This window comes from Brucella sp. TWI559 (assembly GCF_039674265.1).
GTDB lineage: Bacteria > Pseudomonadota > Alphaproteobacteria > Rhizobiales > Rhizobiaceae > Brucella > Brucella chromiisoli.
The window spans coordinates 50,019-64,739 of the sequence record NZ_JBDJNE010000011.1 but is presented as its reverse complement, the minus strand read 5'-3'; the positions used below and the strand labels follow the sequence as shown (position 1 = coordinate 64,739).

The window sequence follows — 14,721 nt, the reverse complement described above, 5'->3', positions numbered from 1 at the left end:
AGCAGGCATAGTTCTCATTGGGCTGCGTGATTGCCATAAAGCTTTTCGGATAATTCACGGCTGGCAGCACCGGTGCGCGGACCAAAGCCAAGCAGATAGAGCGAATCCATCTGGACAATATTACCGCTGCGCCCCGCTGGAGAATTGGCCAGAGCCGGATTCTTCAGAAGGTCATCCTTCTGAACGCTATCCTTGCCAATACCCATCGTCAGAATCATATCCGGCGCGGCCTTCTCGATGGCTTCATCCGTCAGTTGCTTATAACCCGGATAGGCATCGATAGCATTCACCCCTCCTGCAAGCGTGATAATGCCATTGGCACCTGTGCCGGTGCCGGAGGCTGTAATGCGTCCATCCTGAACGGACATGATGAAAAGCACACGCTTGCGCGGACTCTGACTGGCAGAGATTTTTTCTGCAACTCTGAGATCACGCGCCACATCGTCCGCAAGCGCCTTGGCCTTATCTTCAAGACCCAGAGCCTTGCCGACAATTTCAATCTTGGTGAGCACGCCTTCGCCCGTATGATCATCTGGAATGATGACAATAGGAACGGACGCTTTCTTAAGCACTTCAAGCGTTTCCGGCGGGCCGCTGCCTTCCGAGAGCAGGATACCGGTCGGATTAACCGAAAGAACGCCTTCTGGTGACAAACGGCGCATATAGCCGACATCGACCAACGCGCTTGCCTGTTCAGGATAAGTGCTGGTCTGGTCGCGTGCAACGAGCCTATCGCCTGCGCCAAGCGCATAAACGATTTCCGTTACAGCACCACCGACAGAAACAAGCCGTGACGTATCGGGGATTTTCTCAACTGTATCAGCCTTCGCAATGCCGCCAAATGCAACCGAAGCGGCCATGAAGACCAAGGCCGCGCAGCGCCTGATATTTGATGAAACAATTGCCATGTTTTTATCCTTCGAGTGCATTCCGAAAATGGCAGCCACTTTCGGAATGCACATCAAAACAAAGATCTGGATCACGCTTGATTTATGCAGCGCTTGACTGCTGCAGACGCGGCAGATTTTCAGCAATCATGCGCCAGTCGGCAAGCTCGGCTTCGCCTTCATGACGTTCACCGAAGAACTGAATAATCATTTCACCATTGGAATCATAAGCTTCAAGCGAAGTGATGTGACCATCTTTCGTCGGCTTGCGAACGACCCAGCCATCCGCAATATGGTCAGCGCGCAGATGCAGATGGAATGTCGGATCAAGGACGTTGAGCCATGGGCCCATCGTCTTGATTTCGGCAATCGTTCCGGTGTGAATCTGGATGCAACCACGGCTTCCGACAAAGCACATAATTGGAATCTGCTCCTGAACCACGTGGTTCATCATAGCTTCAACTGCCGACAGATCAACACGCCATGCAAAATCCTGCCCGGCAAGATGAACGGCCTGAAGACGATCGACGCCAAAATCTTTCAAAAGCCCGACAAACTGGTGAACATCGGTCAACGCACCCCAGCGTTCACGGAATGCCTCGCCATCAACGCTTGCAACATCCGTCTTATCTGCCTTTGCCGGAACAGGCTTTGTTTCAATCGAAGGCGTCTGCTCTTCCAGCAACAATTCAGAAACGAGCTGTTCGTAAGCTTCGAGATTGGAAGCGGGACGAAGATGAATTTTGTGGACGGCCTCACCGAATGCGTCAAAAAACTGAAGGCTGCGACGAACATGCTCGCCATCCACTTTTGCAACGGCAAAGCCATGGACCCAATGCTTCGGGAAAATACGAAGATCGATTTCCTTGCCCAGTGTCAGTGACGCGTGCGGACCCCAGATCGTCTTTTCAAACGGGCCAATTTTTTCATGAACAGCGCTTTCATTGCGCGTCAACACCATGACTTCGCCAAGCGAAGGCGCATGTTTGAGCAAAGTTTCGAGATCTGCACGGATGCGGCGAGCCGAAATCGCACTGTCTGCATGGGCACCGGTGTGAGCCGCAATAAAGTCTGCTTCTGATACCCCGAGGCTTTGTGCAAAATCGCGTTCGCGCATTTTCGGGTTATCTGCCCGTGCCTTGAGAATCTGCTCTGGGGAGGGCTTTGTTTGGGTCGTCATCTTTTGCTGCCTATTTATTGAGGATGAGCTTGCCTTGACGGGTAATTTTTAAACGATAGAGAGAGCCGCCGTGCTCTATCGCCACTTCGCGGGAGCCATTGAAGAGCTCACGACTGCCATAGGTTTTGAGCCGTGGCTCATAAGCCTGTTCAGAGATTTCTGATTGAGCTGATCCGGCCGCATCCAGATGCGGCTGAATTTCGTTCACGCGGTTGGAAACGCGCTCACGCGGTAACCGCACCTGCATGTCGATATGGATTCGCCTGTTCATTTTACTGCCCCTGCACCAGCTGTGGCCGTTTCGCTAACCGACTAAAACACCAACAAATCATTAGTTGACATGTTAAGTCATGTTTAATATTCACTGCCTTACTAGATTAAACGAGTCAAGTTTAAATCTCGCTTTTTCCAGAGCAAGCCCGAAGGTTTTCCTTCCAGCCAGCGCCGACACTCTCTTTATCAAGAGAGTTTATAACCTATTGAGAAACTTAAATTTCTCACCTCCGAGGGGGCGTGGGAATTTTGCTTTGTCCTTCAGGAGAAATCAGGCAATGCGGGCAATTAACGGGGCACAAAAGCGGTCATTTCTGGCAAGCACAGGTCTCGCTGTCATTCTTATGGCAATCCCTCAGAGTGCTTTCGCGCAGCAACAGAGTGCAGTGAAAGAGACTGACGGCATAGAGCTGAACACAATCACTATTCAAAAAGCCACTGGGGCACAGAATTCAGCTGCTTCTGCAAACAAAGAAATCATTAAGCGCGACACGATTGAGCGTTTTGGCACTACCAAACTCGATGATGTCCTGCGCGGAACAACACCCGGCGTGTTCACATCGATCAACGCATCGAACCCAGGCGTTGCCGTCAATATTCGTGGGTTCGAGGGCTCTGGCCGCGTAAACATGCTGATTGACGGTGTTCCACAGAACTATCGTAATTCTGATCACAGCTCTGCCGGTTACTCTTACATCGACGCAAACTTGCTTGCTGACATTGATATTCAACGCGGCGCAATAACGACTGAGCAGGGCGGAGCGCTGGCAGGTAGCGTTAACTTCCGTACACTTGGTGTCGATGATATTATTCTTGACGGCAAAGAAAAAGGCGTACTCGGCCGCGCATCATGGGGCAGCAACGGAACTGGCTTTTCAGAAATGCTTGCTGGCGCTGCGCGTGTCAACTCGCTGGGTATTGCCGCAGCAATCAGCCGCCGCGATTCAAAAGACTATAAAAATGGCGATGGTGATACTGTCGACAAAACGGGGCAGGAACTAACCTCCGGACTTTTCAAGGCTGAATTTGGCTTTGGTGAAAACCAGAATCTGACGCTGGGCGGCATTCTTTATAACAATCACTATGGTACATCTCAGGCTGGTTACGGCGGCGGAGCAACCATTTACGATATGTTTGTCCAGAACAGGACGTTCTTCGCGCAATATAATTACAATCCTAGCGATAACGATCTGCTTAACCTAAACGTAAACCTTTATCATAACACAACTCTCCAGAACTGGGGAGAAGGCAGCGGCAGCTTCACGGGCCGCCAAGTCGCGGTCAAAACCACAGGTATGACTGCTTCAAATACGTCACAATTTTCTTTTGGCGATGTTTCAGTTCGCTGGAAAAATGGCCTTGAGCTTAATCATGACAACGCGAGTGGTAACAGTGTTGGCGTGAACCCAGCCGATGCAAACTCGGATAAAGTTGCGGTCTTTACCGAAGCTACGTGGACGTATAATGCGCTTCAGGTAATTACCGGGCTTCGTTACGATCACTTCAAACTGAAAAGTGAAGATGATGGTATCTCGAACAGCGACGGCGAACTCAGCCCGAAAGTCACCGTTGCATATAATGTTACCGACTGGCTCCAGCCTTACGTGACCTATTCCCATTCGATGCGCACACCAACCCTACAGGAAACATTCTTAGGCGGCGTTGCACATGCTGGTGTTGGTTCGATGAAAGGCAATCCAAATCTGCGCCCAGAAAAACAGCGTGGATGGGAGTTCGGTGTTAACGTCTCTCAAGATGGTATTTTTACGGCCGAAGACGGCCTGCGCATCAAAGCAAATTATTACACGATGCGCGTGGAAGACTATATAACGCTCGCAGCTGATTATACTAAGTTTGCGAACGTTGAAGGCACATCGACAGTGAAGGGGTTTGAACTCGATGCGCGTTATGATGCAGGCTTCGCCTTTGCAGGCATTGCATACACACACACCAAGTCTGAACTTGCCTGAACAAAACTACCTAGGCGGCAATCAGTACCTTCCTGAAGATATTGTGAGCGTCACTGGCGGTGCGCGCTTCTTTGATCGGAAACTCGAAGCAGGAACGCGCATTCAGCACGTATCAAGCGGGAAAATGCTTGGTGGCGGGGAAAGCGATGCTTACACGCTCGTTGATCTGTTTGCGAAATATAAGTTCACCGATACGTTGGATGCGTCCATCCAGGTCCTAAATGTGGCCGATAAAGCCTACACACCGGCACTCAGCATCTATGGTAGTGGGCGCGGCCGGACATTCCTCGTCTCGACACAGTTCCAGTTCTAAAATGTTCAGGAGGCCCCCGCCTCCTGAACATGAATCATCGCGCCTGCGAAGTCCACTCACCTCTGACCGCTGTCGTGGGCTTCGATCCCAAGCTGCGATGCGGCGAGTGCGGAACATACTGCCGCACTCGCCGGAAATGGCTTCGAAAACCGGTTCCCACTTTTCGGAATATTCTCTAGCCAGTCCCTCTTAGAAAGAAAGGATCAGCAATGTTTATAGCCATGAACCGTTTCAAGGTTCTCATCGGCAAAGAAGCCGAGTTCGAAACCGCCTGGAAAAATCGCGATGCCCAGCTTGCCGAGCTTCCAGGCTTTGAAAGCTTCCATCTTCTGCGCGGTGCGACCAGTGAAGAAGAAGGCTATACGCTTTATTCTTCCCATACAGTCTGGCGCACGCGGGATGATTTCACCTTCTGGACGAAATCCGAGCAGTTCCGCAATGCGCATCGCAACGCCGGTGACCGCAAGTCACTCTATGCCGGCCCGCCGCAATTTGAGGGATTCGAGGCGATTGAAGGGATTTGATCCTTTCATCCCGGTGTTTTCCACATCGTGCGGCGAAATGGCGCATAAAACAGAGGCGGCGTAAAAATTGCGCCGTTTTCACTCATGTAAAATACCAAATCATGTTTAAAGATGGGTACTTAACTCACAATTAGAATGATTCTAACTTGTTGATTTTTAGAACATTTCCAAAACATAAAATTTGACAGAAAGCCCACAGACCCGTCATAACCTGACTGAAATGGGTGGGTTTATAAAGACTTGCTCAAGTTTACCTTTGATGTTCGGGCCTTTAACCCCTGCGATTGGAGGAACCTTTGTTCGGTTCAGAATGGCGACTTGTCAATATTGAAGTAAAAACACACGCCTTCCGTGGTAGTTTTTGTGTAAAAATAAATAACGAACAAAGCGCAACCTCCCGAATTGTGAATTCTATACAATCACAGCGCATTGCAGATACTGGAGTCTACTACTTATGTTAGTCTGCAGCTGCAATGTTATTACCGATAAAGACATCGAAGCTGTCGTTATAGAGCTTCTGGATGAGGATTGCTGGCGATTAATCGTCCCCGGAACTGTTTATAATGCCATGTCCAAGAGCGGCCGTTGCTGTGGCTGCTTCCCAAACGTCGTAGAAACGATCATAAGGGTGACTGAAGAATATCATCTTCGTCACAACCAAATGGACGAAAACGTGATCCAGTTCATGGATCGTGTGCGTTCTCTACGAGACAAATTCGGGAGTTCTTGGAATGAAAGGCGAACCAAAGGTCATAGAGCGGCTTAACGAGGCACTGTTTCTCGAACTAGGCGCTGTTAACCAGTACTGGTTGCACTATCGTCTGCTTAACGATTGGGGTTTCACGCGTCTTGCGAACAAAGAGCGTGCGGAATCCATCGAAGAAATGCAGCATGCGGATAAGATCATCGACCGCATCATCTTCCTTGAAGGCCATCCAAACCTGCAGACGGTCGCTCCGCTGCGCATCGGTCAGACTGTTAAGGAAGTTCTCGAAGCCGATCTGGCTGGGGAATATGATGCACGCACGTCGTACAAAAAGTCCCGCGAAATCTGCGATGAGCTTGGCGATTATGTTTCCAAGCAGCTTTTTGACGAGCTTCTGGCTGACGAAGAAGGTCACATCGACTTCCTCGAAACACAGCTTGAACTGCTTGGTAAGATTGGCGAAGAACGCTATGGCCTGCTCAATGCCGCGCCTGCTGATGCAGCAGAATAAATTCATCCGTTGAAAAAAGGGCGCTTCAAGCGCCCTTTTTTATTTGTTTAGAGCGCGTTTCGATCTGATTGAATCAGACCTGCGCTCTAAACGTTTTTAATTGAAGCGGAATCTTATCGATCCGCGTTTCACTCCGACAGGACTTATGCTTTATTGCGGCAGCTTGTCATCAACGCCTTCGACGTAGAAGTTCAGACCAAGCAAGGTTGCATCATCAGCCTGTTCGCCTTCCTTCAGCCAGACAGAGCCGTCCTGCTTCTTGATAGGGCCGGTGAACGGTTTAAATTCACCCGACTTGATCTTGGCTTCAGTTTCTTCCGCCATTTTCTTCACGTCATCTGGCATGTTGGTGTAAGGCGCCATCTTAACGAGGCCTTCCTTCATTCCCCACCAGATGTTCTGGCTTTCCCATTTGCCATCAAGAACAGCCTTGGCGCGGTCGATGTAGTATGGGCCCCAATCGTCAACGATTGCAGTCAGCTGGGTTTCAGGACCGAACTTGATCATGTCGGATGCCTGACCGAATGCCTTGATGCCGCGCTCATGCGCAACCTGGATAGGCGCGGTCGAGTCGGTATGCTGCGTCAGAATATCGACGCCCTGATCGACCAGCGCCTTGGCGGCGTCAGCTTCCTTGCCCGGATCAAACCATGAATTGACCCAGATGACCTTAACCTTGAAATCAGGATTGACGGACTGTGCGCCGAGGATGAACGAGTTGATGCCCTGCACAACTTCCGGCACCGGTACCGAGGCAATATAGCCTGCAACACCCTTTTCCGACAGCTTGGCTGCGATCTGCCCCTGAATATAGCGGCCCTCATAGAAGCGCGCATTGTAAGCCGAAACATTGTCCGCGGTCTTGTAACCGGTCGCATGTTCAAACTTCACATCCGGATATTTGGCAGCAACCTTGATGGTTGGGTCCATATAGCCGAAAGAGGTCGTGAAGATCAGCTTGTTGCCCGCGCGTGCAAGACGCTCGATCGAACGCTCGGCATCCGCACCTTCCGGCACATTTTCGAGGAAGGTCGTTTCAACCTTGTCACCAAGAGCTTTGACCATTTCCTTGCGGGCGACATCGTGCTGATACGTCCAGCCAAAATCTCCCGGAGGTCCGATATAGATAAAGCCGACTTTCAGCTTGTCTTCTGCATGTGCCGCTCCGCCAAGCATAAAACTGGCTGCGGTGGCAATCGCCAACAGCGTTTTTTTCATGTTCCCTGCACTCCTTGTTAGTACCCTCAAAACAAAACGGCAGGCCGTGGGAGCCGGACTGCCGTTCAAACACATAATCACCTGTCCGGCACGAAAGGTTTGCCAAGCGACGCTGGCGTGTTCATCATCGTCAGGCGCCGGTTGCGTGAGATGATGACCAGCACCACAATCGTCGCAATGTAAGGCAAGGCCGATAAAAACTGCGATGGCAGGCCAAAGCCAAGCGCCTGAGCATGAAGCTGGCCAATGGAGACGGCACCAAACAGATAGGCACCGATCAAAACGCGCCACGGCCGCCATGAAGCGAACACGACAAGCGCGAGCGCAATCCAGCCACGGCCTGCCGACATATTCTCAACCCATTGTGGCACATAGACCAGCGAAAGCTGCGCGCCGGCAAGTCCCGCACAGGCACCGCCAAACAGCACGGCGAGATAGCGCGTGCGCACCACATGCACACCCAGCGCATGAGCCGAGCCGTGATTGTCACCAATTGCACGCAATTGCAGCCCTGCCCGCGTGCGGAACAAAAACCACGTCACGCCAATGACAAGCAAAATGGAGATATAGAAGATCGGGTCCTGACCAAACAGAAAGCGACCGACATAGGGAATATCACTAAGATACGGAATGCTGATCGCATCAAGCCGCACGCCAGGCATGCCGACAAAGCTTTCGCCCAGCATGGCAGACGCGCCAATACCAAGAATGGTCAGCGCCAGCCCCGTTGCGACCTGATTGGTCACAAGCGTCAGCGTCAGAAATGCGAAAATGCCAGAAAACGCCATCCCGACAAAAATAGCGGCGAGCATGCCAAGCCATGCCGAGCCGGTGAACTGAGCCGCCGCAAAGCCGGAGACTGCGCCCATCAACATCATGCCTTCGACGCCAAGGTTGAGCACGCCGGAGCGCTCAACCACCAGTTCACCAAGGGCAGCGATGAGCAATGGTGTGGCAGCGGTTGCGATGGTAAGGAGGATAGCCTGTGTCAAATCCATTGATCACACCTTTCCTGCTGCGCGTCCCGCCACAAAGCGGATGCGATAGTGAATGAGTGTGTCACATGCGAGCACGAAAAACAGGATCATACCCTGAAAGACCCGTGCTGACTTTTCCGATATGCCGATGGCAACCTGCGCAGCTTCGCCGCCAAGATAGGAAAGTGCCAGTACAAAGCCTGCTGCAATCGCGCCAATCGGATTAAGCCTGCCAAGGAAGGCGACAATAATCGCTGTAAAGCCGTATCCGGGTGAAATCACAGGACGAAGCTGACCAATCGCGCCGGAAGTTTCCGCGATGCCAGCAAGACCGGCCAATGCGCCAGACAATGCAAACACGAAAAATACGAGTTTGCCGGAACTGAAACCTGCAAAGCGCCCTGCCCTTGGGCTTTGCCCGATAACCTTCACCTCAAAGCCTTTGAGTGTTTTGGCGAGCAAAAACCACACGATAATCGCGGCGACAATTGCGAAGATAAAGCCCCAATGCGCGCGCCCCGATGCGCTCCATATTTCCGGCAGCACGGCACTCGCATTAAATTGCCGTGTTTCAGGAAAATTATAGCCTTCGGGATTGCGCCAAGGGCCGCGCACCAGCCAGTCGAGGAACAATTGCGCGACATACACCAGCATCAAACTGGTGAGAATCTCATTGGTGTTGAAGCGGACTTTTAACAATGCCGGAATGGATGCATAGGTAGCACCGCCCGCCATCCCCATCAGCATCATCAGCGGCAATACGATCCATAGCTGCAATTGAGGAAACATCACCGGCAGAATTGAGCCCGTAATAGCACCGATGATAAATTGACCTTCTGCGCCGATATTCCAATTATTGGAAAGAAAGCAAACACACAGCCCGACCGCAATCAGGATAAGCGGCGTCGCCTTAACCAGAAGCTCATGCCAAGACCACACATCGAGCAACGGTTCAACGAAGAACACATAAAGCGCCTGAAACGGGTCTTTGCCCATCAGCGCAAAGGCAAGACCACCGAAAACCATCGTGAGCGCTAGTGCTAGCAGCGGTGAAACAGCGCTAAAAAGCTTTGACGGCTGTGGACGCTTAACAAGTTCAATCCGCATCATGCTGCTCCCGCCTGATCCGAGCCGGAAACGCCCCCCATCAGAAGGCCGATTTTTTCCAGTGTTACGTCCGCGATAGCCATCGGTTCGGAAAGTGCACCGTGATTCATGACCGCGATACGGTCACTAATTTCAAGCAACTCATCAAGGTCCTGACTGATAACAAGCACAGCAGAACCGGAACGCGCCAGATCAAGCAAAGCCTGACGGATATGGGCTGCAGCGCCCGCATCCACGCCCCATGTCGGCTGGTTGACAATCATCACCGATGGAGAACGATCCAGCTCGCGGCCAATGATGAATTTCTGAAGATTGCCGCCTGATAAAGCTGAAGCTGGTGGGTTTTCAGCACTTTTGCGCACATCCATCATCTCGATGATCCGCTTTGCGGCTGAGCGCAAGGCGCTTTCAGCAATCAGCTTCAGTTTGCCACCGCGCAAAAATACCTTCGCGTCAGTCTTATAACGCGAGAGAAACAGATTATCAGTCAGCGGCAGGGATGGCACAGCACCATGTCCCAACCGTTCTTCAGGCACAAATGCAGCGCCCATCAAGCGACGCTCATTGATGCCAAGCCTGCCTGCATCCTTACCGCGAATACGCACAGCCGATGCCGACGACTGGAGAAACTCGCCCGAAACCGCTTCAAAAAACTCACCCTGTCCGTTGCCTGCCACACCTGCGATACCGACAACTTCACCCGCTTTCACCGAAAGAGAAATATTGTCGAGAGCGGTTGAAAACGGTCCGCGCGGCGCCTGCGACAACGATTTAATCTCAAGCAACGGTATGGACACATTTTCAATGGCGTCAATCGGGCGACGCGCCACAACCTTGATGTCGTTACCAACCATCATACGCGCCAGCGAGGCGGCTGTTTCCTGCCTTGGATCACAATGCGCAACCACCTTGCCGTGGCGCAACACCGTGGCGCGATCACAAAGGCGCTTCACCTCTTCCAGTCGATGGCTGATATAAAGGATTGACTTGCCTTCTGACTTGAGACGCTCCAGCGTTTCAAACAGGCGATCCGCCTCCTGCGGCGTCAGCACCGAGGTCGGCTCATCAAGAATGATCAGATCAGGCTCTTGCAGGAGACAACGCACAATCTCAATACGCTGACGCTCACCAACGGACAAATCACCAACATGCGCCTGCGGATCAATTGGCAATCCATAGGCCTTTCCAACATCGTGCGCACGCTTTGCCACTTCCGATAATGGCAAGGAACCATCCAGTGAAAGGGCAATATTCTCGGCAGCAGTGAGCGAATCAAACAACGAAAAATGCTGGAAAACCATACCAATGCCCAGCTTTCTTGCTGTGGCGGGTTCGCAAATCGTTACGCGCTCGCCCTTCCAGACGATTTCGCCTTCCAGCGGCTGGAGCGCGCCGAACAACATCTTGACGAAGGTGGATTTCCCAGCCCCGTTTTCACCCAGAAGCGCATGTATTTCGCCTTCAGCAATGACGAGATCGACCGCATCGCAGGCTCTGAGCTGACCAAATACTTTTGTGAGCCGGCGGACATCAAGAAGAGGCCGGTCGGTTAAAGGCACTGACATTGTCTTTTTGTAGTTCCCCGAACTTATTTTTGAATGACCTTATCCAGCCGAACCGCAATTGGGAAGCCAAAAAGAAAATGGCGGAGCACATATGCACACCGCCGTTATATGCTTGCATCTATCCGATACTATGGGAGCAAGATGCTGGCGCCCGTTGTCTTGCGCGCTTCCAGATCTTCATGCGCTTTACGCACATCTTTCAGTGCATAGGACTGATTGATTTCGATCTTAACAGCACCGCTTGAAACCACATCAAACAGATCGTTCGCCGTTTTTTCAAGATCAGCGCGCTTGGCAACATAGTTGAACAAGGTTGGGCGGGTCACAAAAAGCGATCCCTTCTGCGCCAGAAGACCGAGATCAAATGGCGGAATAACACCCGAGGACTGACCAAAACAGGCGAACATGCCAAGCGGCTTCAACACATCAAGCGAGCCCATATAGGTGTCACGACCCACGGAGTCATAAACAACGTCCACACCCTCACCGCCGGTCAATTCCCTGACACGTTCTACAAAGTTTTCTGTGCGGTAATTGATGACATGATCATAGCCATGCGCCTTGGCGAGAGCGATCTTTTCTTCCGATCCAGCCGTGCCGATAACAGTTGCGCCAAGATGCTTGGCCCATTGCCCGGCAATCAGCCCGACGCCGCCTGCTGCCGCATGAAACAGGATTGTATGGCCAGGCTTTACAGCGAACGTCTGGCGCAAAAGATATCGCGCCGTCATGCCCTTGAGCATCATAGCAGCAGCGGTTTTCAGTTCGATATTTTCTGGAACCTTGACGAGGCGATCTGCGGACAAGATGCGCTCATCCGCATAAGACCCCGGTGTCGCAGCATATGCAACCCGGTCGCCAACTTTGAGCGTATCAACGCCGAAGCCAACAGAAACCACAATGCCGGCACCTTCGTTGCCGGGCGTGAAGGGCATCTGGGCGGCCTTATAAAGTCCGGTACGGAAATAGACGTCAATAAAATTCAGGCCAATCGCCTCATGGCGCACCTTTGCCTCACCCGGTCCCGGCTCGCCAATTTCGATCTGCTCATATTGCAAAACCTCAGGGCCACCTGTCTGATGTACACGAATTGCATTGATCATCATGCTTCTCCGGCGCTGGTTTTCTTTGTATTTTCGGCCTGTTCAGCGGCAATAATCGCAGCAGTTCGTCCCAGATTGGGAAAGAACTGCATGATAGCGCCGATGAAATAAATATATAGCCCGGTCACTGTAATGCCGACGCGCACCCATAGCGGCGCATCCAGCATGTAATAAAGCCCCGCAGCACCAAATGCACACCACAGCAAAAAGACAGTGAGGTTAAGCGGGCGCAGCCGCGCAACACGCACCGGGTGCAGGAAGTTGATTGGCAGGAATGACAAAACAGCCGAAACGACGACAATGGCAAAGGCTTCCCATTCGCCTGGGCGAACAATAAAGAGCGTAAACACCACCATATTCCAGACAACCGGGAAGCCTTTGAAGAAGTTTTCCTTGGTTTTCATACCGGTGTCGGCATAGTAAATCGCGCTCGAGACAACGATAATCGCACCGGATATGAAGGACAGGTTCGTCCCCATAAAACCGCTCTGATAAAGTGCGAAGGCAGGTATCAGCACGTAGGTCACATAGTCGATGATGTTATCAAGCAGCTCACCCGACCAGTTGGGCAGCACATATTTGACTTCAAGCTTGCGTGCGATGGGACCATCGATACCATCGACAAAGAGCGCCAGCCCCAGCCACCACCACATCGCGGTATAGCGACCGTCACTTGCCGCAACAATAGACAGAAACGCCAGAAACGAGCCGGACGCTGTGAGCAGGTGAACAGAAAATGCCTTGGCCTGCGGGGCTGTCACTTTCTTGGCTTTGAGTTTTCCGGTCAGTTTGCTTTTCACGCCGTTTGCCATTTCTCTTGATCGCCGCCTTCAATCTTCCAACAAGGCGTGAGGCAGCAGATAAGACTTCCAACGCGAGTGATCGGCGGAAGCCATGTTGTTGCATAAAGCTTTCCCCGAATAAGGCAAAAAGAGCAAGTAAGTCGTGAGACAAAACCGCCCTCATTCCACCAAAGAATGGGTTTTCACTTATGCAACAATGGCCTTTGCCCCTCGTTTGCGGTTAAATGCGCTAAAACACGATGCGATAAGAATCGCTTTGGGCCTGAGTTTCTGGTCAAGGATAGAGCATTATGAATGACGTGGTTGTAGAAAAGCCCCTTACCGAAATCGTCATCAGCGGTGGTGGACCAGCCGGGATGATGGCAGCGCTTGCGCTCAGTGCGAAAGGCTACCGGACAGTTTTACTTGGGCCTGAAACAGACAAGGGTGATCGTCGCACCACAGCCCTCATGATGCCTGCCATTCGCTTTCTGGAAGATATTAACGTCTGGAAAGACATTGCGTCAAAAGCAGCCCCCCTTGCCTCCATGCGTATTGTCGATGCAACGACCCGGCTGATCCGCAGCCCCGCCGTGACTTTCCGCGCCGGTGAAATCGGTGAAATCGCCTTTGGTTACAACATTCCCAATGCAGCCCTGAACCAGAATCTTGCGGAAGCGGTCGATAACAATCCCGCAATCAAACGCATTACCCAGCCTGCAATCGAATATCGCAACAATGGCGATCACATCACCATCACGCTTGCAGACGGTGATACAGTGCATACCCGTCTGGTCGTGGCGGCTGATGGGCGCAATTCGATGGCACGGGAAGCAGCCAGCATTCGCACTCGCCGCTGGGGCTATCCGCAAACCGCGGTTGTGCTTTCTTTTACACATGAGATCGAGCACCAGAATATCTCGACGGAGTTTCATACCGAAGAAGGCCCGTTTACGCAGGTGCCACTTCAGGGAAAACGCTCAAGCTTGGTCTGGGTGGTCAATCCGGGGCGTGCAGAAACTCTGATGGCACTCGATGATGAAACGCTTGGACAGCGCATCGAAAACATGATGCAGTCCATGCTTGGCAAGGTAACGATTGATATTCGTCCGCAAGCATGGCCACTTTCGGGAATGGTACCTGTTTCATTTGCGTCTAAGCGCACCATTCTCATTGGCGAGGCGGCGCATGTGTTTCCGCCGATCGGTGCGCAGGGGCTGAACCTTGGCACACGCGATGTCGAAACACTCGTCAATGCCATCGCACATGATCCCTCCGATCCCGGTTCAGATCGGGTGATCCGCGCCTATGATCGTGGTCGCCGCCCAGACATTCTGATGCGCACAGGATCAGTAGACGCACTCAACCGCTCGCTCCTGTCATCCATGCTACCAGCGCAGATTGCCCGCAATATCGGTTTGGAAATGCTGCGCTCGTTTGCGCCGTTACGGGCCTTTTTCATGCGCGAAGGTCTGCGTCCCGGCAGCGGCATTTCTCAGCTTTTGCCAAGGCTGCCAAAGATCTCCAATCGCACAAAAAGCATGGCAAAATAGTCAGCCATCTCAATAAGCGAACCTGAAACCTCCCGCAGCTTTAATTTAGCGC

The 14,721-nt window shown here is 52.1% G+C and carries 15 protein-coding genes; 6 read left to right on the top strand and 9 right to left on the bottom strand.

The genetic code is table 11. From position 1 onward, the window contains the following. Positions 1 to 14: 14 nt before the first annotated feature. The 3 genes from ABE530_RS14115 to hemP all read right to left on the bottom strand — a co-directional run bounded on the left by ABE530_RS14115 (position 15) and on the right by hemP (position 2,338). Positions 15 to 908 (bottom strand): heme/hemin ABC transporter substrate-binding protein, encoded by an 894-nt coding sequence (locus ABE530_RS14115; protein ID WP_265983950.1) that lies wholly within the window; start codon positions 906 to 908, stop codon positions 15 to 17. Between the two features lie 82 nt (positions 909 to 990). Further along, positions 991 to 2,067 carry a hemin-degrading factor gene (locus ABE530_RS14110; protein WP_499694911.1) on the bottom strand — a complete coding sequence of 359 codons (1,077 nt, stop codon included), beginning with the start codon at positions 2,065 to 2,067 and terminating at the stop codon, positions 991 to 993. Between the two features lie 10 nt (positions 2,068 to 2,077). Beyond that, positions 2,078 to 2,338, bottom strand: coding sequence for a hemin uptake protein HemP (gene hemP, locus ABE530_RS14105; RefSeq protein ID WP_499694910.1), 261 nt, complete (start codon positions 2,336 to 2,338; stop codon positions 2,078 to 2,080). Between the two features lie 79 nt (positions 2,339 to 2,417). Between hemP and ABE530_RS14100 the strand changes: the two genes are divergently transcribed. From ABE530_RS14100 to bfr, 5 genes are all read left to right on the top strand, one after another. Further along, positions 2,418 to 4,310 (top strand): TonB-dependent receptor domain-containing protein, encoded by a 1,893-nt coding sequence (locus tag ABE530_RS14100; RefSeq protein WP_499694909.1) that lies wholly within the window; start codon positions 2,418 to 2,420, stop codon positions 4,308 to 4,310. Positions 4,311 to 4,353: 43 nt separating this feature from the next. After that, the gene (locus tag ABE530_RS14095) at positions 4,354 to 4,623 is read left to right on the top strand and encodes a hypothetical protein (RefSeq protein ID WP_499694908.1); all 270 of its coding nucleotides are present in this window, start codon (positions 4,354 to 4,356) and stop codon (positions 4,621 to 4,623) included. 209 nt (positions 4,624 to 4,832) lie between these two features. Beyond that, complete coding sequence (hmuQ, locus tag ABE530_RS14090; RefSeq protein ID WP_265983946.1) at positions 4,833 to 5,147, top strand: heme-degrading protein HmuQ; 315 nt, start codon at positions 4,833 to 4,835, stop codon at positions 5,145 to 5,147. A gap of 454 nt (positions 5,148 to 5,601) precedes the next feature. Then, positions 5,602 to 5,913: a (2Fe-2S)-binding protein gene (locus tag ABE530_RS14085; protein ID WP_265983945.1), complete on the top strand. Its 312-nt coding sequence runs from the start codon at positions 5,602 to 5,604 to the stop codon at positions 5,911 to 5,913. Next, a complete protein-coding gene (bfr, locus tag ABE530_RS14080; protein WP_265983944.1) occupies positions 5,879 to 6,364 on the top strand; it encodes a bacterioferritin in 486 nt (161 codons plus the stop codon). The genes ABE530_RS14085 and bfr overlap by 35 nt, the downstream gene beginning before the upstream one ends. Before the next feature lie 150 nt (positions 6,365 to 6,514). On the opposite strand, the gene ABE530_RS14075 is transcribed toward bfr, so the two are convergent. From ABE530_RS14075 to pcsA, 6 genes are all read right to left on the bottom strand, one after another. Continuing rightward, a complete protein-coding gene (locus tag ABE530_RS14075; protein WP_265983943.1) occupies positions 6,515 to 7,582 on the bottom strand; it encodes a BMP family ABC transporter substrate-binding protein in 1,068 nt (355 codons plus the stop codon). Positions 7,583 to 7,659: 77 nt separating this feature from the next. Next, positions 7,660 to 8,580 carry an ABC transporter permease gene (locus ABE530_RS14070; protein WP_499694907.1) on the bottom strand — a complete coding sequence of 307 codons (921 nt, stop codon included), beginning with the start codon at positions 8,578 to 8,580 and terminating at the stop codon, positions 7,660 to 7,662. Between the two features lie 3 nt (positions 8,581 to 8,583). Then, entirely contained in the window at positions 8,584 to 9,666 is a 1,083-nt protein-coding gene (locus ABE530_RS14065; protein ID WP_499694945.1) for an ABC transporter permease, read from the bottom strand. Next, positions 9,666 to 11,231: an ABC transporter ATP-binding protein gene (locus tag ABE530_RS14060; RefSeq protein ID WP_499694906.1), complete on the bottom strand. Its 1,566-nt coding sequence runs from the start codon at positions 11,229 to 11,231 to the stop codon at positions 9,666 to 9,668. Before ABE530_RS14060 ends, ABE530_RS14065 begins: the two co-directional genes overlap by 1 nt. Before the next feature lie 128 nt (positions 11,232 to 11,359). Continuing rightward, a complete protein-coding gene (locus ABE530_RS14055; protein WP_499694944.1) occupies positions 11,360 to 12,334 on the bottom strand; it encodes a quinone oxidoreductase family protein in 975 nt (324 codons plus the stop codon). Beyond that, a complete protein-coding gene (gene pcsA, locus ABE530_RS14050; RefSeq protein WP_265983940.1) occupies positions 12,334 to 13,146 on the bottom strand; it encodes a phosphatidylcholine synthase in 813 nt (270 codons plus the stop codon). Before pcsA ends, ABE530_RS14055 begins: the two co-directional genes overlap by 1 nt. Before the next feature lie 281 nt (positions 13,147 to 13,427). Here pcsA and ABE530_RS14045 point away from each other — a divergent pair, with 281 nt between their 5' ends. Beyond that, positions 13,428 to 14,669, top strand: coding sequence for a UbiH/UbiF family hydroxylase (locus ABE530_RS14045; RefSeq protein ID WP_499694905.1), 1,242 nt, complete (start codon positions 13,428 to 13,430; stop codon positions 14,667 to 14,669). Positions 14,670 to 14,721: the final 52 nt, after the last annotated feature.

What these genes read in the sequence shown, in the direction of transcription:
- hmuQ (WP_265983946.1), top strand. Translation starts at nt 4,833, where the DNA reads ATGTTTATAGCCATGAACCGTTTCAAGGTTCTCATCGGCAAAGAAGCC.
- ABE530_RS14060 (WP_499694906.1), bottom strand. Translation starts at nt 11,231, where the DNA reads ATGTCAGTGCCTTTAACCGACCGGCCTCTTCTTGATGTCCGCCGGCTC.
- ABE530_RS14070 (WP_499694907.1), bottom strand. Translation starts at nt 8,580, where the DNA reads ATGGATTTGACACAGGCTATCCTCCTTACCATCGCAACCGCTGCCACA.
- ABE530_RS14110 (WP_499694911.1), bottom strand. Translation starts at nt 2,067, where the DNA reads ATGACGACCCAAACAAAGCCCTCCCCAGAGCAGATTCTCAAGGCACGG.
- hemP (WP_499694910.1), bottom strand. Translation starts at nt 2,338, where the DNA reads ATGAACAGGCGAATCCATATCGACATGCAGGTGCGGTTACCGCGTGAG.
- ABE530_RS14065 (WP_499694945.1), bottom strand. Translation starts at nt 9,666, where the DNA reads ATGCGGATTGAACTTGTTAAGCGTCCACAGCCGTCAAAGCTTTTTAGC.
- ABE530_RS14055 (WP_499694944.1), bottom strand. Translation starts at nt 12,334, where the DNA reads ATGATCAATGCAATTCGTGTACATCAGACAGGTGGCCCTGAGGTTTTG.
- pcsA (WP_265983940.1), bottom strand. Translation starts at nt 13,146, where the DNA reads ATGGCAAACGGCGTGAAAAGCAAACTGACCGGAAAACTCAAAGCCAAG.
- ABE530_RS14085 (WP_265983945.1), top strand. Translation starts at nt 5,602, where the DNA reads ATGTTAGTCTGCAGCTGCAATGTTATTACCGATAAAGACATCGAAGCT.
- ABE530_RS14045 (WP_499694905.1), top strand. Translation starts at nt 13,428, where the DNA reads ATGAATGACGTGGTTGTAGAAAAGCCCCTTACCGAAATCGTCATCAGC.
- ABE530_RS14115 (WP_265983950.1), bottom strand. Translation starts at nt 908, where the DNA reads ATGGCAATTGTTTCATCAAATATCAGGCGCTGCGCGGCCTTGGTCTTC.
- ABE530_RS14100 (WP_499694909.1), top strand. Translation starts at nt 2,418, where the DNA reads ATGTTTAATATTCACTGCCTTACTAGATTAAACGAGTCAAGTTTAAAT.
- ABE530_RS14075 (WP_265983943.1), bottom strand. Translation starts at nt 7,582, where the DNA reads ATGAAAAAAACGCTGTTGGCGATTGCCACCGCAGCCAGTTTTATGCTT.
- bfr (WP_265983944.1), top strand. Translation starts at nt 5,879, where the DNA reads ATGAAAGGCGAACCAAAGGTCATAGAGCGGCTTAACGAGGCACTGTTT.